This is a genomic window from Pseudomonas sp. GD03858 (assembly GCF_029840925.1).
Lineage (GTDB): Bacteria > Pseudomonadota > Gammaproteobacteria > Pseudomonadales > Pseudomonadaceae > Aquipseudomonas.
In genome coordinates this window covers 60,572-84,611 of the sequence record NZ_JAOCDM010000006.1, presented here as the reverse complement: position 1 = coordinate 84,611, position 24,040 = coordinate 60,572, and the positions used below count along the sequence as shown (strand labels likewise).

Sequence of the window (24,040 nt, the reverse complement as noted above, 5' to 3'; positions counted from 1 at the left end):
GACCGCGCAGGGCGGCCTTGAGGTTTCCAGGTCGGATGATGTTTTTGCCTCGGGTAGGCAGCAATCAGGAAGCGTCCGTGCTTTTGGTAGGAGGGTTCCGAAGTTACAGCCAGGGCCTGATCATCGCCTTGATCCGTATCAGCCCTGCTGCCGATGGTGCGATTCACGAGGCTGTTGCACAATCTGGTATCTATCCAATCGCATTGCCGAGGTCAGCCATGCACAGCCACTTCCAGCCCGTCGCCCTGGCCAAAGCCTATCGTCTGCTCAATCACGGACCGACCGTGCTGGTCTCGGCCAGTCACGACGGGGTCGACAACGTGATGGCCGCTGCCTGGGCCTGCGCGCTGGATTTCGACCCGCCCAAGGTGACGGTGGTGCTCGACAAGACCGCCCGCACCCGCCAACTGGTGGAGGGCAGTGGCTGGTTCGTGCTGCAGGTGCCCAATGCGGCGCAGGCCAGGTTGACCTACCAGGTCGGCAGCCAAAGTCTGTTCGACCAGCCCGACAAGCTGGCCAGCATCGGTGTCGCCCTGGCCCGGGTCGAGGGTTATTCGGCGCCGCTGGTCAACGGTTGCTCGGCCTGGCTGATGTGCCGGGTGATCGACGAGCCACACAATCAGCAGACCTACGATCTGTTCATCGGCGAAGTGGTCGCGGCCTGGGCCGACGACCGGGTGTTCCGTGACGGGCACTGGGCGTACGAGCACGCCGACCCGGCCTGGCGCAGCCTGCACTATGTGGCCGGTGGGCATTTCTATGCGATCGGCGAGCCGTTGGTGATCGAGCAGAACGGCTGATCACAGGCCCGCGGCCCCTGCCTTGGCCACCTCGGCATCCTGCTCGGGCCTGACCCCGGACACGCCGATCGCCCCGATCACCTGGCCGTCGACCCGCAATGGCACCCCCCCTTCGAGGCTGGTCAGCAGCGGCGCGGTGATGAACGCCGTGCGCCCGCCGTTGACCATCTGCTCGTAGTCCCGCGTTTCGCGCCGGCCCAGTGCTGCGCTGCGGGCTTTCTCCAGGGCGATGTAGGCGCTGGCTGGCGCACAGCCGTCCATGCGCTCCAGGGCCAGCGGATGGCCGCCATCGTCGACCACCGCGATGGTCACCGCCCACTGTTCGGCCAGGGCTCGCTGGCGGGCGGCGTCGAGCAGCCGCGTGATGTCCTGCTGATCCAGCACGGATTTGCTATGCATGCGAGGCCTCCGTTTCGAGTGCCGCTTCGATGATTTCGACCCAGTGCCGCACGGGGGTGCGTCCGGCGCCGCCGAGGTGCAGTTGGCAGCCGATGTTGGCAGTGGCGATGACGTGCGGCTGATCGCTCTCCAACGCCGCCAGGCGGTTGTCGCGCAACTGGCGCGACAGCACCGGTTGGGTCAGCGAGTAGGTGCCTGCCGAGCCGCAGCACAAGTGGCCATCGGGCACGGCGGTCAGGTGAAAGCCCAGCCGGGTCAGCAGCGCTTCGACCGCGCCGCCGAGCCCGAGCGCGTGCTGCAGCGTGCAAGGGCAGTGGAAGGCCAGGCGTTGTTCGGCGCACACCCCGAGCCGCTCGAGGGGTTCGGCCTGCAGCACCTGGACCAGGTCGCGGGACAGCGCACTGACGCGCGCGGCCTTGGCGGCATAGCGCGGGTCGTTTTCCAGCAGGTGGCCATAGTCGCGCACGAACGCGCCGCAGCCGCTGGCCGTCTGCACGATGGCCTCGGCGCCGGCCTCGACCGTTGGCCACCAGGCATCGATGTTGCGCCGGGCACGTTGCAGGCCTTGTTGCTGGGCGTCCAGGTGATAGTCGACGGCGCCACAGCAACCGGCTTCGCGGATTGGCTCGACGCTGATGCCCAGGCGGTCGAGCAGGCGCGTGGCGGCGGCATTGGTGTTTGGCGACAGTGCTTGCTGCACGCAGCCTTCGAGCAGCAGCACACGGCGGGCATGGCGCGGGATGGGGTGGTGGCCCGGCGCTGGCACCTGGGCAGGCAGCTTGTCCTTGAGGCCGGCCGGCAGCAGTGGGCGCAACGCCAGCCCGGCGTGGACCAGGGCCTTGAGTGCGGCAGGGCGTGGTACCAAGGCGCGCAAGCCATTACGTAGCAACCGCTGGTTCAGCGGACGTCGCACTTGCTGGTCGACCACGGCGCGGCCAATGTCGAGCAGGTCGTGGTACTTGACCCCCGACGGACAGGTGGTTTCGCAGTTGCGGCAGCTCAGGCAGCGATCCAGATGCTGTTGCGTGCTGGCCGTGACCGGCTCGCCTTCGAGTACCTGCTTGATCAGGTAGATGCGCCCGCGTGGCCCGTCCAGCTCGTCGCCGAGCAACTGGTAGGTGGGGCAGGTGGCGGTACAGAAGCCGCAATGCACGCAGCTGCGCAGGATGCGCTCGGCTTCTTCACCGCGAGCAAGTCGGCGGGCGGATTCGCTGAGGTGGGTTTGCATGGTCGAGCCTCACAGGTCGGCGTACAGGCGGCCAGGGTTGAAGATGCCCTGGGGATCGAGTTGGTGTTTCAGCGCCAGGTGATAGCGCAGCATGGCCGGGGCCAGTGGCGCCCAACTGTCGTCGCCGGGCGTGTAGGCGGTGGCATGGCCGCCGTAGCGGGCGATCTGCTCGCGAAGGGCCTGCGCTGGCACGTCGGATTTCAGCCAGCGTTGGGCGCCGCCCCAGTCGAGCAACTGCCGGCCCGGCAGGTCCAACACGTCTGTGGCATTGGGTAGCGACAGGCGCCACAACGGCGCAGGGTCGCTGAAGAACGCCAGGCGCTGCTCGCGCAGATCGCTCCAGAACCGACTGTCCAGCACGTCGCCTCCCAGCCGATCGGCGGCCGAGCGCACCGACCCTTCGCCGCCTTCGAGGCGTAGGTACAGGGCTTCGCCGTCGTGGCAGGCGGCGCTGATCGGCAGGGGTTGCTGGCCCCATTCGGCCAGTGCGGCCAGGGCTCGATGATGGTTCATCTCCAGGCGCAGGCTCTGACATTGGCGTGGCCGTGGCAGCACTTTCAGCGATACCTCGGTCAGCAGGCCCAGGCAGCCGAAGCTGCCGGCCATCAACCGTGACACATCGTAGCCGGCGACGTTCTTCATCACCTCGCCGCCAAAGCGCAGCAGCTTGCCGTGGCCGGTGATCAGCCGGGTACCGAGCACATAGTCGCGTACCGCGCCGGCCCAGGGCCGGCGTGGCCCGGAGAGGCCGGCGGCGACCATGCCGCCGAGCGTCGCCCCGGTCCCCAGGTGCGGAGGCTCGCAGGGCAGCATCTGGCCGGCCTGGTGCAGGGTCGCCTCGATGTCTGCCAGCGGTGTGCCGGCGCGCGCCGTCAGCACCAGTTCGCTCGGTTCGTAGCTGATGATGCCGCGATGGCCCCGGGTGTCGACGATTTCGCCGGCCACCGGGCGCCCGAGCATGGCCTTGCTGTTGCCGCCCTGGATGCGCAGCGGCGTGCCCAGGTTCAGCGCCTGGTTGACCTGCTCGAGCAGGTCCTGACTGAGGTCGGCGTTCATCAGAAGCGCTCCAGGTCGGGGAACGGCAGTTGCCCGTGATGCACGTGCATGGCGCCGAACTCGGCGCAGCGCTGCAGGGTGGGAATGTTCTTGCCGGGATTGAGCAGGCCCAGTGGGTCGAAGGCGGCCTTGATGGCGTGGAACAGGGTGATCTCGTCGCTGTTGAACTGGGCGCACATCTGATTGATCTTCTCCCTGCCCACGCCATGCTCGCCGGTGATGCTGCCGCCCACCGCCACGCACAGCTCGAGGATCTTGCCGCCGATGGCCTCGGCCCGCTCCAGTTCGCCGGGCAGGTTGGCGTCGAACAGGATCAGCGGATGCATATTGCCGTCACCGGCGTGGAACACGTTGGCCACGCGCAGGCCGTACTGCTCGGAAAGCGCGCCGATGCGCTTGAGCACCCGTGACAGTTCACGACGCGGGATGGTGCCGTCCATGCAGTAGTAGTCCGGCGAGAGGCGCCCCACCGCCGGAAAGGCATTCTTGCGCCCGGCCCAGAAGCGCGCCCGCTCGGCCTCGTCGCAGGCCAGGCGCACGTCGCGCGCGCCGGCCTGGCGCAGCAGGGTGTCGACGCGCTGGCAGTCGTCCTCGACGTCGGCCTCGACGCCATCGAGTTCGCACAACAGGATCGCCGCTGCATCCACCGGGTAGCCGGCGTGGACGAAGTCCTCGGCGGCGCGGATCGCCAGGTTGTCCATCATCTCCAGCCCAGCGGGGATGATGCCGGCGGCGATGATCTCGGCCACCGCTCGTCCAGCGTGCTCGACGCTGTCGAAGCTGGCCAGTAGCACTCGCGCCACCTGCGGCCTGGGCAGCAGCTTGACGGTCACCTCGGTGACGATTCCAAGCATGCCTTCGGAGCCGGTGAACAGTGCCAGCAGGTCGAAGCCCGGGGTGTCCAGGGCGTCACTGCCGAGCACCAGGTGCTCGCCCTCGACGGTGAGGATGTCCACCTTGAGCAGATTGTGCACGGTCAAGCCGTACTTGAGGCAATGCACGCCGCCGGCGTTCTCGGCGACATTGCCGCCGATCGAGCAGGCGATCTGCGAGGACGGGTCCGGCGCGTAGTACAAACCGTGGGGCGCCGCCGCCTGGGAGATCGCCAGGTTGCGCACGCCGGGCTGTACACGGGCGTAGCGACCTTGTGGGTTGATTTCAAGGATGCGCTTGAAGCGTGCCATCACCAGCAGGATGCCCTGGCTCAGCGGCAGGGCACCACCGGACAGGCCGGTGCCGGCCCCTCGCGCCACCACGGGCACGCCACGCTGGTGGCAGAGCCTGAGCAGCGCCTGCACCTGCTCCAGGCGCTCGGGCAGCACCACCAGCAGAGGCACCGTGCGGTAGGCCGAGAGACCGTCGCATTCATAGGGCTTGAGGTCTTCGTCGCGGTGCAGGATGTCGAGGTCGGGGAGGGCGGCGCGCAGGGTCTTCAGCAGTTCGGTCTTGTCGACGGTAGGCAACGGGCCATCGATGCGTTCGTCGTGGAGGATGTTCATCGGGCTCACTCGGTGGATTCTTGTTGTTCCCGTCAGGCTGGGCGGCAATAGGATGCTCGTCGAGCGCTTTGGCGGCTGGTCCTACCAGTTTGTCCGGGACGTACTACGCTAGCTGTGGTCTTGGCGTGTGGCACGAGCGGAGCCACGCGCAGTGGTCCTACCAGTTGGAGGCAGTGGATGAGCGTAAGGGTCAAGGTGGCCGATCAGGTGGCCGGGCGGGTCGAGAGGCTGATCGTCGATGGCGTGCTCAAGGTCGGGCAGGCACTGCCTTCGGAGCGACGCCTGGTGGACAAGCTCGGTTGCTCGCGCTCGGCTTTGCGTGAGGGCCTGCGCATCCTGCGCGGGCGCGGCATCATCGATACCGAGCAGGGCCGTGGCTCGTTCGTTGCCGACCTCAGCGGCCAGGCCGATACCAGCCCGCTGATGCACCTGTTCCGCTCACAGCCACGCACCTTGTTCGACCTGCTGGAAGTGCGGGCGATGCTCGAGGGCGAGTCCGCGCGCCTGGCCGCGGTGCGCGCCACCGAAGTGGACCGTCTGCTGATCCGGCGGCGCTACGAGGACATGCTGGCCGCCCATGATGGTCGCGTGCCGGTGGATGCGCGCGAGCATGCCCGGCGGGATCACGCCTTCCACCGGGCGATCAGCGAGGCGTCGCACAATCCGGTACTGGTGCATACCCTGCAATCGCTCAGCGACCTGACCCTGAGCAGTGTGTTCGCCTCGGTCAACAACCTTTACTGCCGACCTGTGCAGAAGCGCCAGATCGACCGCCAGCACGCGCGCTTGTATCAGGCGGTCATGGAGCAGCTACCCGAGCAGGCCCAGCGGGCGGCGCGCGATCACATCCATGGTGTGCGCGACAGCCTGCGCGAGATCGAACAGGAACAACAGCGCCTGGTGCGGGCGACCATGCGCATGGACGGCTGGCAATAGCGCGATGCGGGTCAGCGGATGAAGTGCACCGTGCCGGTGTCGTCGTTGCCCATGTAGAGGCCATAGACGCCGGCCTGTCGCTCGAGGATATAGCGCTCGAGAATCTGCCTGATCGCCGGGTAGTAGATCTGCTCCCAGGGAATCTCATCCGCCGCGAAGAATCGGTAGGCCAGGGTTTCCGGGCCATGCTGCCCGGTCTCCTCGGTGGCGATGGCGCGAAAGACGATATACACCTCGCTGATCGTCGGCACGCTGAAGATCGAATAGGGCGAGACGATCTGTGCGCGCACGCCGCTCTCTTCCCATACTTCGCGCAACGCCGCCTGCTCGGTGGTCTCGCCGGCCTCCATGAACCCGGCGGGCAGGGTCCAGGTGCCGGGGCGCGGCGGGATGGCGCGCTGGCACAAGAGGTACTTGCCGTCGCGCTCGATGATGCAGCCGGCGATGATCTTGGGATTGACGTAATGCACATAGCCACAGGCGGTGCAGTGCAGACGCTCGTGGGTATCGCCATCGGGCACGCCCCGGGCCAGTTGCGTGGTGCAGTATGGGCAGTAGCGCGGGGCGGTGGGCATGGTCAGCGGCCTACGCGAGGGTCCTTGAGGGGCAGGGGGGCGACGATTTCGCGGACCTTGGCGTTGTCGTCCTGTTTCTGGCGCAGGTAGTCCAGGGCGACCTTGGCGGCGGCGCGCACATGGTCGACCGAGGCCTGGTGGGCGGCCTGGGGATCACCACTCCTGATCGCCTCGACGATCTTTTCCATCTCGCGATTGCTGGCGCCGCGGCGGTTCTCCTGAGACACCGAGGTGGCGCGCAGGTAGCTGATGCGCGCCTGCAACTGGCGCAGCTGCTGAGCCGCGACCTGGTTGCCCGAGCCCTCGAGCAGCACGTCGTAGAAGCCTTGCACCGAGTCGAGCACCTGGGCCAGTTCGCCTTCCTCCAGCGCCTCGCGGTTGACCTCCAGGGCGCGCTCCAGGGCGCGGATGTCCTTGGCCTTGGCGTTGAGGGTGAACAGCTGCACGATCAGGCCTTCGAGCACGCAACGCAGCTCGTAGATGTCGCGGGCGTCTTCCAGGGTGATGATGGCCACGCGCGGGCCCTTGGCGTCGGCAAACTCCACCAGGCCTTCGGATTCAAGATGGCGCAGGGCCTCGCGCACCGAGGTGCGGCTCACGCCCAGGCGGTCGCACAGGTCGCGCTCGACCAGGCGATCGCCGGGCAGCAGGTGGAAGTTCATGATCGCGCCGCGCAGCTTGTCGAGCACGATTTCACGGAGCGTGACGGGGTTGCGGTTGACCTTGAAGCTGTCGTCGAGGGGCTGGCGTTTCATCAGGGGCGCTCTTCTATGAGGCTGTTGCGCCAACATCGCGGAGCGCCACGAACCCAGGCACTCCTTGCAGTGGTTCACACAGCCCGCTGTTAACGGGGTGATTCGGCATCGGCTTCGGCGAACGCCTCGCGGGCCAGGCGGAAGCTGTCCACCGCCGCGGGCACGCCGCAGTAAATGCCGACTTGTAGCAGGATCTCGCGAATCTGTTCGCGGCTCAGGCCATTACGCAGGGCGCCGCGGATATGCAGCTTGAGCTCGTGGGGCCGGTTGAGCGCGGAAATCATTGCCAAGTTTATCATGCTGCGCTCTTTGAGCGACAAGCCGTCGCGGCCCCAGACGTGGCCCCAGCAGTATTCGGTGACCAGCGCCTGGAGTGGCTGGGTGAAGTCGTCGGCGTTCTGGATCGCGCGGGTGACGTAGTCCTCGCCGAGTACCTGGGTGCGGATCTGCAGGCCTTTTTCGTATTTGTCGTTACTCATGGTGCGGGTTCCTGCATGGTCAAGAAAAAGGGGGATCGGTGTCGTGTTCTTCGCGGGTAAACCCGCTCCCACAGGATCTTCACTGTCCTTGAGCCATGTGCAGTCCCTGTGGGAGCGGGTTTACCCGCGAACAGGCCAGCGCCGATTTCCGGCTGGGCATCAGCCCAGTGGCGGCAACCCGCCGAGCTTGCCCTTGTGGTACACCATCGGCGTTACCGGCTGCGCGGGCAGCACCAGGTTCTTCACCTGGCCGACGATGATCGCGTGGTCGCCGCCGTCATACTCGCGCCACAGCTCGCACTCGATGATCGCCGTGGCCTTGGCCAGCAACGGGTTGCCCAGCTCGCTCAGGTGCCAGTCGATGCCGTTGGCCTTGTCCTTGCCCTTGCCAGCGAAGGCATAGGCTTCGGCGGTCTGGTCGGCGGACAGCAGGTGGATGGCGAACTGTTTGCTGTCGCGCAGCACCGGGTAGGTGTCGGAGGCGTAATTGGGGCAGAACAGCACCAGCGCCGGCTCGATCGACAGCGCGCTGAACGCGCTGGCGGTGATGCCGACGATGGCGCCCTCGGCGTCCAGGGTGGTGACCACGGTGACGCCGGACGGGAACGAGCCCATCACGTCTTTGTAGATGCCTGGTTCGATCATGATGTGATTCTCCTAGCGCATTACAAAGGGATCGGGCATGGGCGCGGTGGAGAGGTTGATCCACACCGTCTTCAGCTCGGTATAGGCCAGCACCGAGTCGATGCCGCTCTCGCGGCCATAGCCGCTGTTCTTGAAGCCGCCGATCGGGGCCATGGCCGACACGGCGCGGTAGGTGTTGACCCAGATGATTCCCGAACGCACATCGCGGGCCAGGCGATGGGCGCGGCCCAGGTCGCGGGTCCAGATACCGGCGGCCAGGCCGAATTGCGAGTCGTTGGCCATCGCCAGCGCCTGCTCCTCGGTCTTGAAGCGGATCACCGCCGCGACCGGGCCGAACACCTCTTCCTGCATGATGCTCATTGCATTGCTGTCGCATTCGAACAGGGTCGGCTCGTAGAACCAGCCGCCGCCCTCGACCTCGGCGCGTTTTCCGCCCAGGCGCAGCCTGGCGCCTTCGGCCACGGCGGCGGCCACCATGCTCTCGACCACGGCCAGTTGCTGGGCGGTGGCGATCGGGCCCATCTCGCTGCTCTCTTGCTGCGGGTTGCCGATACGGATGCGTTTGGCGCGGGCGATCAGGCGCTCGACGAAGTCATCGAAGATCTCGTCCTGCACCAGCAGGCGCGAGCCGGCCACGCAGCTTTGCCCGGAGGCCGCGTAGATGCCGGCGACCGCGCCGTTGACGGCACTGTCCAGGTCGGCGTCGGCGAAGATGATGTTCGGCGACTTGCCGCCCAGCTCCAGCGACAACCTGGCGAAGTTCTCGGCGCTGCTGCGCACCACATGGCGGGCGGTGGCGGCACCGCCGGTGAAGGCGATCTTGCGCACCAGCGGGTGGCGGGTCAGCGCCGCGCCGGTACTCGGGCCGTACCCGGTCACCACGTTGACCACGCCGGCCGGGAAGCCGGCCTCCAGGGCCAGGCGGGCCAGCTCGAGGATGGTCGCCGAGGCGTGCTCGGAGGGCTTGAGCACGATGGTGTTGCCGGCCGCCAGGGCCGGAGCGAGCTTGATCGCGGTCAGATACAGCGGGCTGTTCCACGGGATGATCCCGGCCACCACGCCGATCGGCTCGTGCACGGTGTAGGCGAACAGGTCGGGCTTGTCCAGCGGCAGGGTGCCGCCTTCGAGCTTGTCGGCCAGGCCCGCGGTGTAGTGGAAGAACTCCGGCAGGTAGCCGACCTGGCCGCGGGTCTCGCGGATCAGCTTGCCGTTGTCGCGGCTTTCCAACTGGGCCAGGTGCTCCTTGTGCTCGGCGATCAGGTCGCCGAGGCGACGCAGCAGCTTGCCCCGGGCGGTGGCGCTGAGGCCGCGCCAGGCTGGGTTTTCGAAGGCGCGCTGGGCGGCCTGCACGGCCAGTTCCACGTCGCTTTCGTCTGCGTCGGGCAGTTGCGCCCAGGCCGTGGCGGTGGCCGGGTCGAGGCTGTCGAAGGTCTTGCCGCGCTGGGCATCGCGCCACTGGCCGTCGATGCACATCTGGAAACGAACGAGGGTCATGCAACTATCCCCTTGGCGGATTCGGTGAGGGTGTGGGCTTGCCTGAGGAAGTCCAGCAGCATCTTGTTGACTTCGCGCGGCGCTTCCACCGGCATCATGTGTCGCTGCTCGGCGAGCACCACGCTGTGGGCGCCGGGAATGCGCGCGGCGAGCTGGCGGGCCATGGTCGGGGTGGAGCCGCTGTCGAGTTCGCCGGTGGCGATCAGCGTCGGTACCTGGATGCTGCCCAGCTCATCGGCACGGTACATGTCCTGGGTGGCGAACAGCGAATAGGTGGTGTGGTAGCCCTGCGGGTCGTTGCTCGCCAGGATCTGCCGGATGGCGGCGACCTGGGCCGGGTTTGCGGCCTTGTATTCGCGGCTGAACCAGCGCTCCAGCGCGGCGTCGACGTTGGCGTCGGGGCCTTGCTCGTAGGCTTGCGCGGCGCGGGCGATGACCCCTGCGCTCTGTTCGGGCGTGCGGTTGAACACACTGTTGAGCTCCACCAGCGCGGTCAGGCGCTGCGGATAGTGCAGGGCGAAGGCCCGCGCCACCAGGCCGCCCATGGAGAAGCCGATGACAGTGGCTTGCTGGAGCTGCAGGTGGTCGAGCAGTTCGGCCAGTTGCGCGGCGTAGCCTTCCAGGCCGATGTCGGCGGCGGGCAGGGTGCTCTGGCCGTGGCCGAGCATGTCGTAGGCGATGACGCGGTAGTCGTTGGCCAGGCCGACGAACTGTCCGCCCCACATTTCCTTGTTCAGGCCCACGCCGTGGATCAGCACCACGGCTTGGCCCTGGCCCAGGGCCAGGTAGCTGGTCCCGGTCGGTGTACGTTCAGCGACAGGCTGAATCATGGAGGGCGCTCCTTGAAGGTCGGGCACGACGGGTATGCTCGCCACGCCCCGGCCCGTCTGGGTTGTCGTTATCGAGCGTCGGCCTTTTCGGCAGCCAGTTCTTCCAGGTCGATGTAGCGGTTGCCGATGCGCGGGTGCAGGCGACCGCCGTCGGCGGCGCCCAGCACCACGACGATCTCGTCGGCGCGGGGGGCGTCCTCGATCTGCATTTCCAGGGTGATGTAGTGCGAGCGCAGGCCTTCGTCGTCCTTGTGCATCATCGGGATCTGAATCGAGGTGCCTGGGCCACCGCGCTTGTTGGTGAAGCTCAGGTAGCTCTTGGCCTGTACGGCTTCGCGGTAGTGGTTGCCGAAGCGCAGGGTGTGGATCACCGCAGAGGCGTGCTCGATCTCGCCGTCGGCGCCGACCACGGCGGCCTTGCCATAGGCTTCGATCTTGTCAGCGCCGCCGATGGCAGCGGTCAGGCGCTCGACCATCAGCGCGCCGAGGTCGGAGCAGTTGGCGCGGATCTCGGGCTTGAGGTCCTCGACAAAGCCAAGACCGGCCCACGGGTTCTTGATCACCACGGCCAGGCCGACCATGGTCACCGGCTGGTCGGTGACCTTGCCGCCTTCTATGCGGGTCTCTTCGGAGTAGGTGACGATCTTGCGGATTTCGAAACTCATGGGGACTCCTGGTGAGGGTTATCAGTTTTTATTGTCTGATGGTATACCATAATACCTTGTGCGCAAGAGGTGGTTTGAAATTTCTCTTGCGAGGGGACGAAAGGTGGCCTGATGCCTTGAACTTTCTGATCTCTGTACTGGCCTCTTCGCGGGCAAGCCCGCTCCCACAGGTACCGCGTCCCTTGTGAGAGCGGGCTTGCCCGCGAAGAGGCCAGATCTGTTTGAGCCGCGCTCAAAAAAATGCCCACTCTCAGCGGCCGCGAAAGCGCTGAGAGCGGGCTGGTTCCCGCAATCTTTCAGGCAAAGGGAATTCAGGCGAACGCCGGCACCACTTGCTTGATGAACAGCTCCAGCGACTTCTTCTTTTCCCTGTGGGGCAGGCTGTTGTCGCACCAGAAGCTGAACTCGTCGACGCCCAGCTCCTGGTAGTAGCGGATGCGCGCGATGATCTCCTCGGGCGTGCCGATCATGGTGTTCCGGCGAATGTTCTCCAGCTCGAACGCCGGTACCTCGGCGAACTTCGATTCCGGACTGGGTTCGAGGAAACCATTGACCGGCGTGGTCTTGTTGCCGAACCAGGCATCGAAGGTGCGGTAGAAGCGCGAGATGGCCTGGGCGCCGATCTTCCAGCCGTCCGGCTCGGCCGGGCTGTGTACATGGGTGTGGCGCAGCACCATCAGTTGTGGGCGGGGTATGTCCGGGTTGTTGTCCAGGGCGGCCTGGAACTTGTTTCTCAGGTCCAGCACCTCTTCGTCGCCCTTCATCAGCGGGGTGACCATGACGTTGCAGCCGTTGGCCACGGCGAAGTTGTGCGAGTCCGGGTCGCGGGCGGCGATCCACATCGGCGGTGCGGCGTTGAACGGCTTCGGCACACTGGTGGAGGTGGGGAACTTGTAGACCTCGCCGTCGTGGGCGTAGTCGCCCTCCCATAACTTGCGCACCACCGGGACCATCTCGCGCAGGGCCTTGCCGCCGTCGGTGGCCGGCATGCCATTGGCCATGCGATCGAACTCGAACTGGTAGGCGCCGCGGGCCAGGCCCACCTCCATGCGACCGTTGCTGATCACGTCGAGCAGGGCGCATTCGCCGGCCACGCGGATCGGGTTCCAGAACGGCGCGATGAGGGTGCCGGCGCCCAGGCGGATCTTCTCGGTGCGGGCGGCCAGGTAGGCCAGCAGCGGCATGGGGCTTGGCGAGATGGTGTATTCCATGGCGTGGTGTTCGCCGATCCACACGGTGCTGAAACCGCCGTTTTCTGCCATCAGGGTCAGTTCGGTCAGGTCTTCGAACAGCTGTCGGTGGCTGACCTGCTCATCCCAACGTTCCATGTGCACGAACAGCGAAAATTTCATGGGGCTTTCCTCGGAGCTTGTTGTTGTCTTGTTGCCGCCTGCCGGGGCAGGTTTCAGTGTGGCAGTGGCCAATTGATCGACAGGCCTTCTCTCAGGCGAAGGCGGGCAGGCTGGCCATCTTGCCGCGGCAGTAGACCATCGGGCGGGGCTCCTCCTCGGGCACGATCAGGTTGTGTACCTTGCCCACCATGATGGCGTGGTCGCCGCCTTCGTATTCGCGCCACAGCTCGCATTCGATAACGGCGGTGGCGCCGGCCAGGATTGGATTGCCCAGCGCGCTCAAGGTCCAGTCGATGCCGGCGGCCTTGTCCTTGCCTTTCTTGGCGAAGGCGTAGGCCTCGGCCTGCTGCCCGCCGGAGAGCAGGTGAATGGCGAAGCGCTTGCTCTTCATCAGTACAGGGTAGGAATCGGAGCTGTAGTTGGGGCAGAACAGCACCAGTGGTGGGTCCATCGACAAGGATGAAAAGGCGCTGGCGGTGAGGCCGACGATCGAACCGTCGTCGTCCAGGGTGGTGATGACCGTGACGCCGGACGGGAAAGAGCCCAGGGCGTGCTTGTAGACGGTTGCGTCGATCATGGTGTGATCCTCGGAGGGGCAGCGGTGGTCCGCGGTTTTTATCCTTTGTGTGTCTGATGGTATACCGTAATACTTTACTTGCAAGCGAAATTTCCCAGAGCGCGCAGAACGCGATGAACGGCACAGCCCCCGGATTCATTGGTGCGGATGCTGAAAGTAATGCGCAAAGGAAGGGCATGAGGCAGATCAGGTGAAGCGAAAATACCCGGATCAGTGTTGTTAAAAGTTTGGAATACCATAATATGGTGCGCAGCTGAGAGGCCGCCGAGAGCGGTTTCCGTACAACGATAAAAAAACGACCTTTCGAGCTGAAAACCTATGTCCCAACAGTCGTCGCAACACACGTTTGTCGAGAATCGCACGGTCGATCATGTTCCTTGCGCAGAGCGCCACGGCAAGGCGCGTGACCTGTTCACCCTCTGGTTCAGCACCAACATTGCGCCACTGCCCATCGTCACCGGCGCCATGGTCGTGCAGGTGTTCCACCTGGACCTGTTGTGGGGCCTGGTCGCCATCGTGCTCGGGCATCTGCTGGGTGGCGTGGTACTCGCCCTGGCCTCGGCACAGGGGCCGCGGCTGGGCATTGCGCAGATGGTGCAGAGCCGTGGCCAGTTCGGCCGTTACGGCGCATTGCTGATCGTGTTTTTCACCGCACTGATCTACGTCGGCTTCTTCATTTCCAACATCGTCCTGGCGGGCAAGACCATCCATGGCATCACCCCGAGCGTACCGATGCCGGGTGCGATCGTGATCGGTGCGTTGAGCGCGACGGCCATCGGTGTGATCGGCTACCGCTGCATCCACATCCTCAACCGCATCGGTACCTGGGTGATGGGCTCGGCGCTGCTGGCTGGCTTCTGCATGATGTTCGCCCAGGCGCTACCGGCCGACTTCCTCAGCCGGGGGGCGTTCAACCTGTCGGGCTTTGTCGCCACGGTATCGCTCGGGGTCATCTGGCAGATCAGCTTCTCGCCGTACACCTCTGACTACTCGCGCTACCTGCCCCGTGAAATCGGTATCGCCAGGCCGTTCTGGGCCACCTATCTCGGCGCCACCCTGGGCACTGTCCTGTGCTTCAGCTTCGGTGCCGTGGCGGTACTGTGCGTACCCGAAGGCACCGACGCGATGGTCGCGGTCAAGCAGGCCACCGGTTGGCTGGGACCGATCCTGATGCTGCTGTTCCTGCTCAACATCATCAGCCACAACGCCCTCAACCTGTATGGCGCGGTGCTGTCGATCGTCACCGCGATCCAGACCTTCGCCGCCCAGTGGACGCCGAGCGTCAAGGTGCGTGTGGTGCTGGCCTCGATGATCCTGGCAGCGTGCGTGCTGGTGGCGCTGAATGCCTCGGCGGACTTCATCGCCGAGTTCATCGGCCTGATCCTGGCGCTGTTGCTGGTGCTGGTGCCGTGGGCGTCGATCAACCTGGTGGACTTCTACCTGATCAAGAAGGGCGAGTACGACATCGCCTCGATCTTCCGCGCCGATGGCGGCGTCTATGGGCGCTTCAATCCGCACGCGATCACTGCCTATGCCTGCGGCATCCTGGTGCAGCTGCCGTTCGCCAACACCTCGCTGTATGTCGGGCCGTACTCGAACCTGATCGAGGGCGCGGACTTGTCGTGGCTGTTCGGCTTGCTGGTGACCGTGCCGCTTTACTACTGCCTGGCGACTCGCGGCCAGACGGTCAAGGGAGGGCGCATGCTGGGTGCGAACGACTGACCTGCGGAGCTAATGCACTCCAGCGATCCTGGCAGGCATGCGGGGCCTTGTCCGCCCGTACACCTCGCCGGTCGACTGGAGCAGCGGCGTGAAGCCACGACCTGGCAATTATGTCAGTTGCGGACTTGCTGGCTCCGTACAAGGATGTGCTTACGCCCCGAAACCCGGGGCGCCTATCGCCGGAGGAACGCAAATGAGCACGGAAGATGAAGAGCTGAGCAATGAGAATACTGGGGCGTGGAAGGAGAAACATCCACGCGAAGTGTTCAACAAACCTGCTGAGGGCGGCACTGTAGCTGAGGTCGTCCAGAAACATGTAGAGGTGCTAGATAAACTCAAGTCTGACGATGAGGATGACTGAAGCTCTGCAGGACACAGGCGTCGGCACCTTGCGCTGGGTTCATCGAAGGGGCCACGTTGGCAAGGCAGGCGCCTGAACTATTGGACCGAGGTACCTCCATCTCGTAATGGAAGACCGTTTTCGGTTCCGTGCAGGTCCTACACGCCGCCGCGTCGCACATGCTTGACCAGCACCTTCTCCAGCAACTCCCACATCATCGGATCGGTACTGAACGCCACGTTGAAGCGCATCCACCCGGTGGCCTGGGCATCGACCATGAACAACTGTCCGGGGCCGAGCATGATGCCTTTCTCCAATGCATCGTCCAGCAGCGCTGCGCTGTCGGGAATCGCCGGGTGCCGGGTCCAGATGTACATGCCTTCGTCCGACTCGATGAACAGCTCGAACCCCAGCCGATGCAGGTGTCGGCCGACTTCCTGGTGCGCCTCGGCCAGGCGTTGGCGCAGGCGCTTCAAATGCTTGCGCCAGCGACCGTCGATGATCGCGGCATACACCACCCGCTCCATCACCTGCGAGGTGGTCAGGCCCGAGCGCATCTTCAGGTGCAGCAGCTGTTGGGTGAGTTCCGGGTTGGCCAGCAGGTAGCCGACCCGCACGTTGGGCGAGATGCTCTTCGAGTAGCTGCCCACGTACACCACCTGCTGCAGGTGGTCGAGGCTGGCCAGGCACGGTAGTGGGTCGGCGATCATGTCGGCGTAGAGGTTGTTCTCCACCAGGCGGAAACCATGCTGGCTGGCCAGTTGCAGCAGACGGTGCAACTGAGCCAGCGGCGTGCGCGAGCAGGTCGGGCTGTGCAGGTGCGGCTGGGTGAAAAATGCCGTGGGGCGATGGTGCGCCAGCAGGTGTTCGAGCTGGTCGAGGTCGTAGCCGGCCGGGGTGCGTGGCACGCCCACCAGGGTGGCGCCCTGGGTGCGCAGGATGCTCATCAGGTTGGGATAGCCGGGGTCGTCCACCAGCACCACGTCGCCGGGGCGCACCAGGGTGCGTACGGCCAGGTCGAGGGCCTGGCTGGCGCCGTGGGTGAGCATCAGTTGCGCCGGGTTGGCGACGATCGACAACTCCTGCTGCAGGTTCTGCGCGGTCAGCGCGCGCAGCTCCGGCAGGCCCAGGGGGTCGCCGTAGCCGGACAGCTCCAGCGGGCTGCCGGCCACCTGGCGCAGGCCGCGGCGCAGGCCTTCCTCGTACATCCAGTCGTTGGGCAGCCAGCCGCAGCCGGGCTTGAACGGCAGTTGGCGGATCTCGAAGATCTGCTGCAGGTACCACTCGGAGTTGAACGTCGGACGGTGGCTTTCTGTTTCGACGTTGTGCGTTTCCAGCAACTCGTTGGCCGCACGATTGACGAAGAACCCCGCATTGCCCTTGCTCACCAGCAGCCCCTGGGCCACCAGCCGGTCATAAGCCTCGACCACGGTGAAGGTGCTCACCGAATAGGTGGCGGCAAAGGCCCGGATCGAGGGAACCTTCGCCCCGGGCTTGAGCGTCTGGTTGTCGATCAATGCGCGCAGCCCGTCGATGATCTGGTTGACCAGCGGGGTGGAGGAGTCCGGATGTAGCTGGAGCATTCGGGTGCCTTCAGGTGTGCGGGGAGCCAGGCGCCTGCGGGGTATCACGGGTGTACTGCATCGGCGGCCTGTACAGTGCAGTGCGGATTTCATGCCACTGTGCATGGCTCAAAGTGTTCGACATTTTTACATTACGTGTCAGATATAGCCAACACAGCACGTACCAGCGCCATGAATAATCACAACATCGCTGCTTTGCCGTCGGGGTTCGCCCCGTACCTTCCTTCCGCCTGGCCGGGCGCTTCTCGTCCGTCCCCAGCATGGTTCAGTTCGTCCAGAGGATTGCCTCTGGCCGCGTAAGCAGGCCGCCACGGATGGCCTGCGTGTGCTCGCGCACACCTCCCTGCCCGCAGTAGCACTGATGTACAGGTGAGACCGATAACCATCGGGGTTTCACAGTTTTTCCTTGGATAAAAAGAAGCACGGGGTAAATAACTGATGGACGCAACATCCACATCCACCACCGCGAAGGACGGGCACGAGAGCAAGCTCAGTGCCTCGCTCAAGTCGCGCCACCTGACGATGATGTCCATCGCCGGGGTCATCGGCGGCGCACTGTTCGTCGGCTCCGGCAGCGTCATCCACAGCGCCGGTCCCGCCGCCGTGCTGGCCTATCTGGCCGGCGGCATCCTGGTGGTGCTGATCATGCGCATGCTTGGCGAGATGGCGACCTCCTCGCCGGACACCGGCTCGTTCTCCACCTACGCCGACCGCGCCATCGGGCGCTGGGCCGGTTTCACCATCGGCTGGCTGTACTGGTGGTACTGGGTGATCCTGATGGCCTGGGAGGCCTACGTGGCGGGCAAGATCCTGCACGGCTTCTTCCCGGACGTGAGCGTCAACGTGTTCGTGCTGGCCACGACCTTGGTGCTGATCACCGTCAACTTCTTCAACGTCAAGCACTACGGCGAATTCGAGTTCTGGTTCGCGCTGATCAAGGTGGTGGCGATCGTCTGCTTCCTGGTGGTATGCACCGCCGCGGTGATGAACATCTGGCAGTTCGGTGAAGTGCGTGGCATCAGCCACCTGACCTCCGAGGGCTTCATGCCCAACGGCATCACCACGGTGATCGGAGCGCTGCTGGGGGTGATGTTCGCCTTCCTCGGCGCCGAGATCGTCACCATCGCCGCCTCCGAGGCGAAGGATCCGGCCACCCAGATCGTCAAGGCGACCAACTCGGTGGTCTGGCGGGTGTGCCTGTTCTACGTCGGCTCGATCTTCCTGATCGTCTGCCTGGTGCCGTGGAACGACCCACAGCTGGGCGTATCCGGCTATGGCGCCTACCGTCGCACCTTGGAGCTGCTGGGCGTGCCGTACGCCGAGCTGCTGATGAACTTCGTGGTGCTGACCTCGGTGAGCAGTTGCCTGATCTCCGGCCACTACACCGCCTCGCGCATGTTGTTCTCGCTGGCCCAGCGTGGCGACGCGCCACGTCTGTTCAAGTTCACCCGCACTGGCACCGGCGTGCCGGTGAATGCCATCGTCGGTTCGTGCCTGGTGGCGGTGTTCTGCGCGCTGATCAACTTCAGCGAGACCCTGCGACCGAAGGACGTGCTGGAAACCCTGATGAACACCACCGGCATGATCGCCCTGCTGGTTTACCTGGTGATCGCCTTCTCGCAGCTGCGCATGCGCCGCAAGCTGATCGCCGAGGGCAGGGAAGTGCGCCTGAAGATGTGGCTGTTCCCCTGGCTGACCTACCTGGTGATCGTGTTCATCGTGGCGGCGCTGGTGACCATGGCGTTCATGCCTGACTACCAGATCCTGGTGATCTCCACCGGCATCGCCGCGGCCATCGTGGTGGCGATGGGCGTGGTGCATCAACTGCGTACCGCCAAGCGTCACTGAACGCGGTAGCGCTGCATGAAGCGGCCGGGGCCTTGCGGGGTCCCGGCCGTTTTCGTTGCCCTCACAAGCGCAATACGGTCCCTGTGGGAGCGGGTTCACCCGCGAAGCGGACACCGCGATTCGAGTCGGGCCCCAGGCAAGACCGGCTCATGGGCCCAGAGGCCCACCAGCCCCGAAGCGAATCGCCTGCCCACCCTGCACGTGCACGCGCTGCCCGGCGCTGTCGAGTTCGGCGTTGCCGGACAGCAGACGAGCCTGGGTCTGCCCGGCGAGCCGAACCAGCGACAGGCGCGCGTCATGGGTGGCCAGGGTGCCGTGCTCGGTAACCAGCAGGAAAGGGCGGGGGTCGCCCTTCGCCACTTCGACCCAAAGGCCGCCTTCGAGCAGGGTCACCCGGCGTTGCTGCGCGTCGTATTCCACGTCCACCGCCGTGCTGGCCTGCAGCACCAGCAGGCTGCCATCGTTCAGCGGGCGGGACAGCTCCTGTTGGGCACTGGTCCGCAGGTCGGCCAGTTCGAAGCGCTGGTTCATCCACGGGAAGCCGAGCAGAGCGGAGGCGGCGATCAGGGCGAGCAGTATCAGGGCGAGGGTTGTCTTCATGGTGGTCGTCCGTATCTGGGCCGACCTGCAGCATAGCGCGTGGATGCCCAACAACGTCAGGCAGCGAGGACACCACTTGGCTTATGCTGGGCGCACCTGTCCTACAAGGAGTCTGCCCCATGGCCTGGTCCGCCACCCAGTATTCACTCTTCGAAGACGAACGCACCCGCGCCGTGCGCGACCTGCTTGCCGCCGTGCCGCCGCGGCCCGTGCGGCACGCCACCGACCTGGGCTGTGGCCCGGGCAACTCCACCGAAGTGCTGTTGCAGCGCCATCCCGATGCCCAGGTCACGGCCCTGGACAGCGACCCTGACATGGTCGACAAGGCTCGCCAGCGTCCGCGCCTGAGCATTCCCCGGGTGCGCTGCGAGATCGGCGATATCGCCGGCTGGACCGCTCAGGAGCCCCAGGACCTGATCCTCGCCAATGCCTCGCTGCAATGGGTGCCGGACCACGGCAGTCTCTACCCGCACCTGGTACGGCAACTGAGCGAAGGCGCGAGCCTGGCCGTGCAGACCCCGGACAACCTCGACGAACCGGCCCACCGGCAACTGCGCGAGATCGCCAGCCGTGGTCCATGGGCGGCCAAGTTCGCCGATTTCAGCCTGCCGCCCCGGCACAACGCGGCCTTCTACTACGACCTGCTCAGCCCGCTGTGCGCCCGGGTGGACGTGTGGCGCACCACCTACCATCACCCGCTGCCAGGCGGGGCCGAAGCCGTGGTGGAGTGGTTCAAGGGCTCGGCATTGCGCCCTTATCTGGCGCGCCTGGACATGCAGGAGCAGGCTGATTTCCTGCAGCTGTACCTGCAGGCCATGCAGCACGATTATCCGCCGGCCACCGATGGCAAGGTGCTGCTGCCATTCCCGCGCTTATTCGTGGTGGCGACGCGCTAGGCGCCAGAGCACATAGCCGTAGACGCCGAGGTTGAGCAGCAGCACGACGGCGGCGAGCCACAGCTGGATCTGCACCGTCAGCCCGGCGGGGTAGATCAGCGGCCAGATGTAGTGCTCGACGAAACCGCCGTGGTAGCCGGCCTGGCCGGCGGCGCTGCGCATCCGGTTTTCCCAGTCGGTCAGCGGGCACTCCAGGTGCAGTCCTTCCACGGCCAGCCCCCAGGCCAGGGCGGGCAGGTGGATGAACAGCGCGCGGCGCCATTTGAGCACCAGCAGGCCACCAAACAGCACCAGCAGGATGAAGGACAGGTGCAAAAGGACCAGGGAATCGGCTGCCAGGCGGTAGAGCATGATCGGGGCCTTGGAAAGGGGCGTCGGCGGTGACGGATCGATTCTGCTGCCGTGGGTCGCCGGTAGCCAGATCTTCTTGCAGGAGGATGAAATTTTAGTTAGCCCGCTAATCAGCGCTTGGACATTCACTGCCTAGGCAGTAATATTTGCACACAATTGCCCGAGCAGCTCCCGAATGTCCCATTTCACGCCGGAAAATTTTCAGACCTGCACCATCGGCATGCTGCTCGGTCGCGCTGCGTTGCTGAAGGACCGCATCCTCGACTGGCACCTGGAGGCCGATGGCGTCACCGCCGCCCAGTTCAAGGTGCTGATCATCGTCACCCAGTACCAGGTCGACACGCCGGCCGAGCTGTGCCGCTACCTCGGCCTGGACAGCGGTTCGATGACGCGCATGCTCGACCGCCTCGAGCAGAAGGGGCTGATCCTGCGCAACCGCTGCCCCGATGACCGCCGCCAGGTGCGCCTGGCCCTTACCGCCGACGGCCAGCGCCTGGCCGATCGGTTGCCCGAGGTGGGCGCGGCGGCGATGAACGAGTTGGTCGGGGTGCTGCAGCCTGAAGAGCTCAAGGTGCTCGAAAACCTGCTCGCCAAAGTCCTGCTCAGCGCTGGCGACCCTATGACGATCCGCCGCTTCGGCGATCGTTGATCCCTGTCACGTATTCTCCAAGGTATTGTCATGGCCACTCCCGCTGACTCCTCCACCCCAGCACCCGCGCCGGACAACACGCGCAAGCGCAAGGTCTGGCTGCTCGCCCTGTTGCTGATCCTGCTGCTCGCGGGGGCCGGCGCCTGGGCCTGGTACAGCCTGGTCGGACGCTGGCACGAAAGCACCGACGACGCCTATGTGAACGGCAACGTGGTGGCGATCACCCCATTGGTGACCGGTACCGTGACCAGCATCGGCGCCGACGATGGCGACCTGGTACATGCGGGGCAGGTGCTGCTGCAGTTCGATCCGGCCGACAGCGAGGTCGGCCTGCAGGCGGCCGAGGCCAAGCTGGCGCGCACCGTGCGCCAGGTGCGCGGGCTGTACAGCAACGTCGATTCGCTCAAGGCGCAGCTGCAGACCCGCCAGGCCGAGCTGCAGAAGGCCCAGCAGGACTACCACCGGCGCAAGGTGCTGGCCGACAGCGGCGCCATCGCCGCCGAGGAAGTCTCCCACTCCCGCGACGACCTGACCGTGGCCCAGGCCGCCGTCAACAGCGCGCGCCAGCAGCTCAACACCAGCACCGCGCTGGTCGATGACACCGTGGTCTCGTCCCACCCCGAGGTCATGGCCGCCGCCGCCGAGTTGCGCCAGGCTTATCTCGATCACGCCCGCACGACCCTGGTGGCGCCCGTCACCGGCTACGTGGCCAAGCGCACCGTGCAACTGGGCCAGCGTCTGCAACCGGGCACTTCGACCATGGCGGTGATCCCGCTGGACGAGGTATGGATCGACGCCAACTTCAAGGAAACCCAGCTGCGCGACATGCGCATCGGCCAGCCGGTGGAGATCACCGCCGATCTGTATGGCGGCGAAGTGAAGTACAACGGCACCGTCGACAGCCTCGGCGCCGGCACCGGCAGCGCCTTCGCCCTGTTGCCGGCACAGAACGCCACCGGCAACTGGATCAAGATCGTCCAGCGCGTGCCGGTGCGGATCCACCTCAACCCCGAGCAGCTGAAGGACCACCCGCTGCGCATCGGCCTGTCCACCGTCGCCGAAGTCGACCTGCACGACCAGAGCGGTCCGGCCCTGGCCCAGCAACCACCGCAACAGGCCAGCTACACCACCCAGGTGTATGACCGCCAGCTGGTCGAAGCCGACGACCTGATCGCCCGGCTGATCCACGACAACAGCGCCACCGGCAAGACGGCCCAGCGATGAGCCAGCAGGCCCCTGCGCAGTTCACCCCGCCGAGCCTGCTGCTGACCACCATCGGCCTGTCGCTGGCGACCTTCATGCAGGTGCTCGACACCACCATCGCCAACGTGGCGCTGCCGACCATTTCCGGCAACCTCGGGGTGAGCTCGGAGCAGGGCACCTGGGTGATCACCTCGTTCGCGGTGAGCAATGCCATCGCGCTGCCGTTGACCGGCTGGCTGAGCCGGCGCTTCGGCGAGGTGAAGCTGTTCATCTGGGCCACGTTGCTGTTCGTGCTGGCCTCGTTCCTGTGCGGTGTCGCCCAGTCGATGCCTGAGCTGGTGCTGTTCCGCGTGCTCCAGGGCGTGGTGGCCGGCCCGCTGTACCCGATGACCCAGACCCTGCTGATCGCCGTGTACCCGCCGGCGAAACGGGGGATGGCCCTGGCGCTGCTGGCGATGGTCACGGTGGTGGCGCCGATCGCAGGGCCGATACTCGGTGGCTGGATCACCGACAGCTACAGCTGGCCGTGGATCTTCTTCATCAACGTGCCGATCGGCTTGTTCGCCGCCGCCGTGGTGCGTCAGCAGATGCGTACGCGGCCGGTGGTCACCAGCCGCCAGCCGATGGACTACATCGGCCTGCTGACCCTGATCGTCGGCGTCGGCGCCTTGCAGGTGGTGCTGGACAAGGGCAACGACCTGGACTGGTTCGAGTCGTCGTTCATCGTGGTTGGCACGTTGATCTCGGTGGTGTTCCTGGCGATCTTCGTCATCTGGGAGCTGACCGATCGTCATCCGGTGGTCAACCTGCGCCTGTTCGTGCACCGCAACTTCCGCATCGGCACCCTGGTGCTGGTGGGCGGGTACGCAGGGTTCTTCGGCATCAACCTGATCCTGCCGCAATGGCTGCAGACCCAGATGGGCTATACCGCGACCTGGGCCGGGCTGGCGGTGGCGCCGATCGGCCTGTTGCCGGTGCTGATGTCGCCCTTCGTCGGCAAGTACGCGCACCGCTTCGACCTGCGTCTGCTGGCCGGTATCGCCTTCCTGGCGATCGGCGCCAGTTGCTACATGCGCGCCGGCTTCACCAACGAGGTGGATTTCCTGCACATCGCCCTGGTGCAGCTGTTCATGGGTATCGGCGTGGCGTTGTTCTTCATGCCGACCCTGAGCATCCTGCTGTCGGACCTGCCGCCCAGCCAGATCGCCGACGGCTCGGGGCTGGCGACCTTCCTGCGCACTTTGGGCGGCAGTTTCGCCGCTTCGCTGACCACCTGGATCTGGATTCGGCGCGCTGATCAGCATCATGCCTACCTGAGCGAACACATCAGTGCTTTCGACCCGGCGACCCAGCAGACCCTCGAGCAGCTCGGCGGGGCCAGCCAGCAGAACTACGCCAAGCTGGAGCAGGTCCTCAACAGCCAGGCCTACATGATGTCGACGGTGGACTATTTCACCCTGCTGACCTGGGTGTTCGCCGGGCTGATCCTGCTGGTCTGGCTGGCCAAACCGCCGTTCACGGCCAAGGCCGGGCCGGCTTCGGCGGGGCATTGATCAGG

The 24,040-nt window shown here is 65.6% G+C and carries 25 protein-coding genes; 9 read left to right on the top strand and 16 right to left on the bottom strand.

The features are described from left to right. Window positions 1-218 precede the first annotated feature (218 nt). Window positions 219-800 (top strand): flavin reductase family protein, encoded by a 582-nt coding sequence (locus N5D48_RS03365; protein ID WP_279881006.1) that lies wholly within the window; start codon window positions 219-221, stop codon window positions 798-800. On the opposite strand, the gene N5D48_RS03360 is transcribed toward N5D48_RS03365, so the two are convergent. Genes N5D48_RS03360 through glcD form a run of 4 tightly spaced genes read right to left on the bottom strand, consistent with a single transcriptional unit; the run spans window position 801 to window position 4,982 of the window. Further along, entirely contained in the window at window positions 801-1,199 is a 399-nt protein-coding gene (locus N5D48_RS03360) for a heme-binding protein (protein WP_279881004.1), read from the bottom strand. It lies immediately after the preceding gene. Beyond that, on the bottom strand, window positions 1,192-2,427 hold the full coding sequence (glcF, locus tag N5D48_RS03355; RefSeq protein WP_279881002.1) for a glycolate oxidase subunit GlcF: 1,236 nt from the start codon (window positions 2,425-2,427) through the stop codon (window positions 1,192-1,194). Before glcF ends, N5D48_RS03360 begins: the two co-directional genes overlap by 8 nt. Window positions 2,428-2,436: 9 nt before the next feature. Beyond that, entirely contained in the window at window positions 2,437-3,483 is a 1,047-nt protein-coding gene (gene glcE / locus N5D48_RS03350; protein WP_279881000.1) for a glycolate oxidase subunit GlcE, read from the bottom strand. After that, on the bottom strand, window positions 3,483-4,982 hold the full coding sequence (gene glcD, locus N5D48_RS03345; protein WP_279880998.1) for a glycolate oxidase subunit GlcD: 1,500 nt from the start codon (window positions 4,980-4,982) through the stop codon (window positions 3,483-3,485). Before glcD ends, glcE begins: the two co-directional genes overlap by 1 nt. A 177-nt stretch (window positions 4,983-5,159) precedes the next feature. Here glcD and glcC point away from each other — a divergent pair, with 177 nt between their 5' ends. Next, entirely contained in the window at window positions 5,160-5,918 is a 759-nt protein-coding gene (glcC, locus tag N5D48_RS03340; RefSeq protein ID WP_279880996.1) for a transcriptional regulator GlcC, read from the top strand. A gap of 11 nt (window positions 5,919-5,929) precedes the next feature. Here glcC and N5D48_RS03335 read toward each other — a convergent pair whose 3' ends face one another. From N5D48_RS03335 to N5D48_RS03295, 9 genes are all read right to left on the bottom strand, one after another. Continuing rightward, the gene (locus N5D48_RS03335) at window positions 5,930-6,493 is read right to left on the bottom strand and encodes an NUDIX hydrolase (protein WP_279880994.1); all 564 of its coding nucleotides are present in this window, start codon (window positions 6,491-6,493) and stop codon (window positions 5,930-5,932) included. Window positions 6,494-6,495: 2 nt separating this feature from the next. Beyond that, a complete protein-coding gene (locus tag N5D48_RS03330; RefSeq protein ID WP_279880992.1) occupies window positions 6,496-7,248 on the bottom strand; it encodes a GntR family transcriptional regulator in 753 nt (250 codons plus the stop codon). Window positions 7,249-7,337: 89 nt separating this feature from the next. Then, window positions 7,338-7,727 carry a carboxymuconolactone decarboxylase family protein gene (locus N5D48_RS03325; protein WP_279880990.1) on the bottom strand — a complete coding sequence of 130 codons (390 nt, stop codon included), beginning with the start codon at window positions 7,725-7,727 and terminating at the stop codon, window positions 7,338-7,340. A 159-nt stretch (window positions 7,728-7,886) separates the two neighbouring features. Further along, a complete protein-coding gene (locus N5D48_RS03320) occupies window positions 7,887-8,372 on the bottom strand; it encodes a flavin reductase family protein (RefSeq protein WP_279880988.1) in 486 nt (161 codons plus the stop codon). 12 nt (window positions 8,373-8,384) lie between these two features. Then, window positions 8,385-9,866 (bottom strand): aldehyde dehydrogenase, encoded by a 1,482-nt coding sequence (locus N5D48_RS03315; RefSeq protein WP_279880986.1) that lies wholly within the window; start codon window positions 9,864-9,866, stop codon window positions 8,385-8,387. Further along, the gene (locus N5D48_RS03310) at window positions 9,863-10,696 is read right to left on the bottom strand and encodes an alpha/beta fold hydrolase (protein WP_279880984.1); all 834 of its coding nucleotides are present in this window, start codon (window positions 10,694-10,696) and stop codon (window positions 9,863-9,865) included. Before N5D48_RS03310 ends, N5D48_RS03315 begins: the two co-directional genes overlap by 4 nt. A 68-nt stretch (window positions 10,697-10,764) precedes the next feature. After that, the gene (locus N5D48_RS03305) at window positions 10,765-11,361 is read right to left on the bottom strand and encodes an amino acid synthesis family protein (RefSeq protein WP_279880981.1); all 597 of its coding nucleotides are present in this window, start codon (window positions 11,359-11,361) and stop codon (window positions 10,765-10,767) included. Window positions 11,362-11,672: 311 nt separating this feature from the next. After that, a complete protein-coding gene (locus N5D48_RS03300) occupies window positions 11,673-12,713 on the bottom strand; it encodes an LLM class flavin-dependent oxidoreductase (RefSeq protein WP_279880979.1) in 1,041 nt (346 codons plus the stop codon). Window positions 12,714-12,804: 91 nt separating this feature from the next. After that, complete coding sequence (locus N5D48_RS03295) at window positions 12,805-13,290, bottom strand: flavin reductase family protein (RefSeq protein ID WP_279880977.1); 486 nt, start codon at window positions 13,288-13,290, stop codon at window positions 12,805-12,807. A 318-nt stretch (window positions 13,291-13,608) separates the two neighbouring features. Between N5D48_RS03295 and N5D48_RS03290 the strand changes: the two genes are divergently transcribed. Next, window positions 13,609-15,012: a cytosine permease gene (locus N5D48_RS03290; protein WP_279880975.1), complete on the top strand. Its 1,404-nt coding sequence runs from the start codon at window positions 13,609-13,611 to the stop codon at window positions 15,010-15,012. Window positions 15,013-15,205: 193 nt separating this feature from the next. Next, window positions 15,206-15,373, top strand: coding sequence for a hypothetical protein (locus N5D48_RS03285; RefSeq protein ID WP_279880973.1), 168 nt, complete (start codon window positions 15,206-15,208; stop codon window positions 15,371-15,373). A 137-nt stretch (window positions 15,374-15,510) separates the two neighbouring features. Here the strand turns inward: N5D48_RS03285 and N5D48_RS03280 are convergent, their stop codons facing one another. Next, window positions 15,511-16,935 (bottom strand): PLP-dependent aminotransferase family protein, encoded by a 1,425-nt coding sequence (locus tag N5D48_RS03280; protein WP_279880970.1) that lies wholly within the window; start codon window positions 16,933-16,935, stop codon window positions 15,511-15,513. 438 nt (window positions 16,936-17,373) lie between these two features. Here N5D48_RS03280 and N5D48_RS03275 point away from each other — a divergent pair, with 438 nt between their 5' ends. Next, window positions 17,374-18,783, top strand: a complete 1,410-nt coding sequence (locus N5D48_RS03275) for an amino acid permease (protein WP_279880968.1) — start codon at window positions 17,374-17,376, stop codon at window positions 18,781-18,783. Window positions 18,784-18,930: 147 nt separating this feature from the next. Here the strand turns inward: N5D48_RS03275 and N5D48_RS03270 are convergent, their stop codons facing one another. Further along, window positions 18,931-19,383, bottom strand: coding sequence for a FecR domain-containing protein (locus N5D48_RS03270; RefSeq protein WP_279880966.1), 453 nt, complete (start codon window positions 19,381-19,383; stop codon window positions 18,931-18,933). Window positions 19,384-19,502: 119 nt separating this feature from the next. Between N5D48_RS03270 and tam the strand changes: the two genes are divergently transcribed. Next, window positions 19,503-20,279 (top strand): trans-aconitate 2-methyltransferase, encoded by a 777-nt coding sequence (tam, locus tag N5D48_RS03265; protein ID WP_279807532.1) that lies wholly within the window; start codon window positions 19,503-19,505, stop codon window positions 20,277-20,279. Here tam and N5D48_RS03260 read toward each other — a convergent pair. Then, window positions 20,256-20,630, bottom strand: coding sequence for a DUF2784 domain-containing protein (locus tag N5D48_RS03260; protein WP_279880964.1), 375 nt, complete (start codon window positions 20,628-20,630; stop codon window positions 20,256-20,258). The two genes, tam and N5D48_RS03260, sit on opposite strands and share 24 nt — an antisense overlap. Before the next feature lie 175 nt (window positions 20,631-20,805). Here N5D48_RS03260 and N5D48_RS03255 point away from each other — a divergent pair, with 175 nt between their 5' ends. From N5D48_RS03255 to N5D48_RS03245, 3 genes are read left to right on the top strand one after another with little or no spacing between them, the layout of a single operon-like run. Further along, window positions 20,806-21,279 carry a MarR family transcriptional regulator gene (locus N5D48_RS03255; RefSeq protein WP_279807530.1) on the top strand — a complete coding sequence of 158 codons (474 nt, stop codon included), beginning with the start codon at window positions 20,806-20,808 and terminating at the stop codon, window positions 21,277-21,279. Between the two features lie 30 nt (window positions 21,280-21,309). Further along, complete coding sequence (locus tag N5D48_RS03250) at window positions 21,310-22,503, top strand: HlyD family efflux transporter periplasmic adaptor subunit (protein WP_279880962.1); 1,194 nt, start codon at window positions 21,310-21,312, stop codon at window positions 22,501-22,503. After that, entirely contained in the window at window positions 22,500-24,035 is a 1,536-nt protein-coding gene (locus N5D48_RS03245; protein ID WP_279880959.1) for a DHA2 family efflux MFS transporter permease subunit, read from the top strand. The genes N5D48_RS03250 and N5D48_RS03245 overlap by 4 nt, the downstream gene beginning before the upstream one ends. Window positions 24,036-24,040 lie beyond the last annotated feature (5 nt).

Bases quoted from the DNA above. Each gene is read 5' to 3' on its own strand.
- N5D48_RS03330 (WP_279880992.1), bottom strand. From the start codon at position 7,248: ATGAAACGCCAGCCCCTCGACGACAGCTTCAAGGTCAACCGCAACCCC.
- glcF (WP_279881002.1), bottom strand. From the start codon at position 2,427: ATGCAAACCCACCTCAGCGAATCCGCCCGCCGACTTGCTCGCGGTGAA.
- glcC (WP_279880996.1), top strand. From the start codon at position 5,160: ATGAGCGTAAGGGTCAAGGTGGCCGATCAGGTGGCCGGGCGGGTCGAG.
- N5D48_RS03250 (WP_279880962.1), top strand. From the start codon at position 21,310: ATGGCCACTCCCGCTGACTCCTCCACCCCAGCACCCGCGCCGGACAAC.
- N5D48_RS03295 (WP_279880977.1), bottom strand. From the start codon at position 13,290: ATGATCGACGCAACCGTCTACAAGCACGCCCTGGGCTCTTTCCCGTCC.
- N5D48_RS03305 (WP_279880981.1), bottom strand. From the start codon at position 11,361: ATGAGTTTCGAAATCCGCAAGATCGTCACCTACTCCGAAGAGACCCGC.
- N5D48_RS03275 (WP_279880968.1), top strand. From the start codon at position 17,374: ATGGACGCAACATCCACATCCACCACCGCGAAGGACGGGCACGAGAGC.
- N5D48_RS03245 (WP_279880959.1), top strand. From the start codon at position 22,500: ATGAGCCAGCAGGCCCCTGCGCAGTTCACCCCGCCGAGCCTGCTGCTG.
- N5D48_RS03315 (WP_279880986.1), bottom strand. From the start codon at position 9,866: ATGACCCTCGTTCGTTTCCAGATGTGCATCGACGGCCAGTGGCGCGAT.
- N5D48_RS03285 (WP_279880973.1), top strand. From the start codon at position 15,206: ATGAGCACGGAAGATGAAGAGCTGAGCAATGAGAATACTGGGGCGTGG.
- N5D48_RS03260 (WP_279880964.1), bottom strand. From the start codon at position 20,630: ATGCTCTACCGCCTGGCAGCCGATTCCCTGGTCCTTTTGCACCTGTCC.
- N5D48_RS03310 (WP_279880984.1), bottom strand. From the start codon at position 10,696: ATGATTCAGCCTGTCGCTGAACGTACACCGACCGGGACCAGCTACCTG.
- glcD (WP_279880998.1), bottom strand. From the start codon at position 4,982: ATGAACATCCTCCACGACGAACGCATCGATGGCCCGTTGCCTACCGTC.
- N5D48_RS03300 (WP_279880979.1), bottom strand. From the start codon at position 12,713: ATGAAATTTTCGCTGTTCGTGCACATGGAACGTTGGGATGAGCAGGTC.
- N5D48_RS03325 (WP_279880990.1), bottom strand. From the start codon at position 7,727: ATGAGTAACGACAAATACGAAAAAGGCCTGCAGATCCGCACCCAGGTA.
- N5D48_RS03335 (WP_279880994.1), bottom strand. From the start codon at position 6,493: ATGCCCACCGCCCCGCGCTACTGCCCATACTGCACCACGCAACTGGCC.
- N5D48_RS03365 (WP_279881006.1), top strand. From the start codon at position 219: ATGCACAGCCACTTCCAGCCCGTCGCCCTGGCCAAAGCCTATCGTCTG.
- glcE (WP_279881000.1), bottom strand. From the start codon at position 3,483: ATGAACGCCGACCTCAGTCAGGACCTGCTCGAGCAGGTCAACCAGGCG.
- N5D48_RS03280 (WP_279880970.1), bottom strand. From the start codon at position 16,935: ATGCTCCAGCTACATCCGGACTCCTCCACCCCGCTGGTCAACCAGATC.
- N5D48_RS03290 (WP_279880975.1), top strand. From the start codon at position 13,609: ATGTCCCAACAGTCGTCGCAACACACGTTTGTCGAGAATCGCACGGTC.
- N5D48_RS03320 (WP_279880988.1), bottom strand. From the start codon at position 8,372: ATGATCGAACCAGGCATCTACAAAGACGTGATGGGCTCGTTCCCGTCC.
- N5D48_RS03360 (WP_279881004.1), bottom strand. From the start codon at position 1,199: ATGCATAGCAAATCCGTGCTGGATCAGCAGGACATCACGCGGCTGCTC.
- tam (WP_279807532.1), top strand. From the start codon at position 19,503: ATGGCCTGGTCCGCCACCCAGTATTCACTCTTCGAAGACGAACGCACC.
- N5D48_RS03270 (WP_279880966.1), bottom strand. From the start codon at position 19,383: ATGAAGACAACCCTCGCCCTGATACTGCTCGCCCTGATCGCCGCCTCC.
- N5D48_RS03255 (WP_279807530.1), top strand. From the start codon at position 20,806: ATGTCCCATTTCACGCCGGAAAATTTTCAGACCTGCACCATCGGCATG.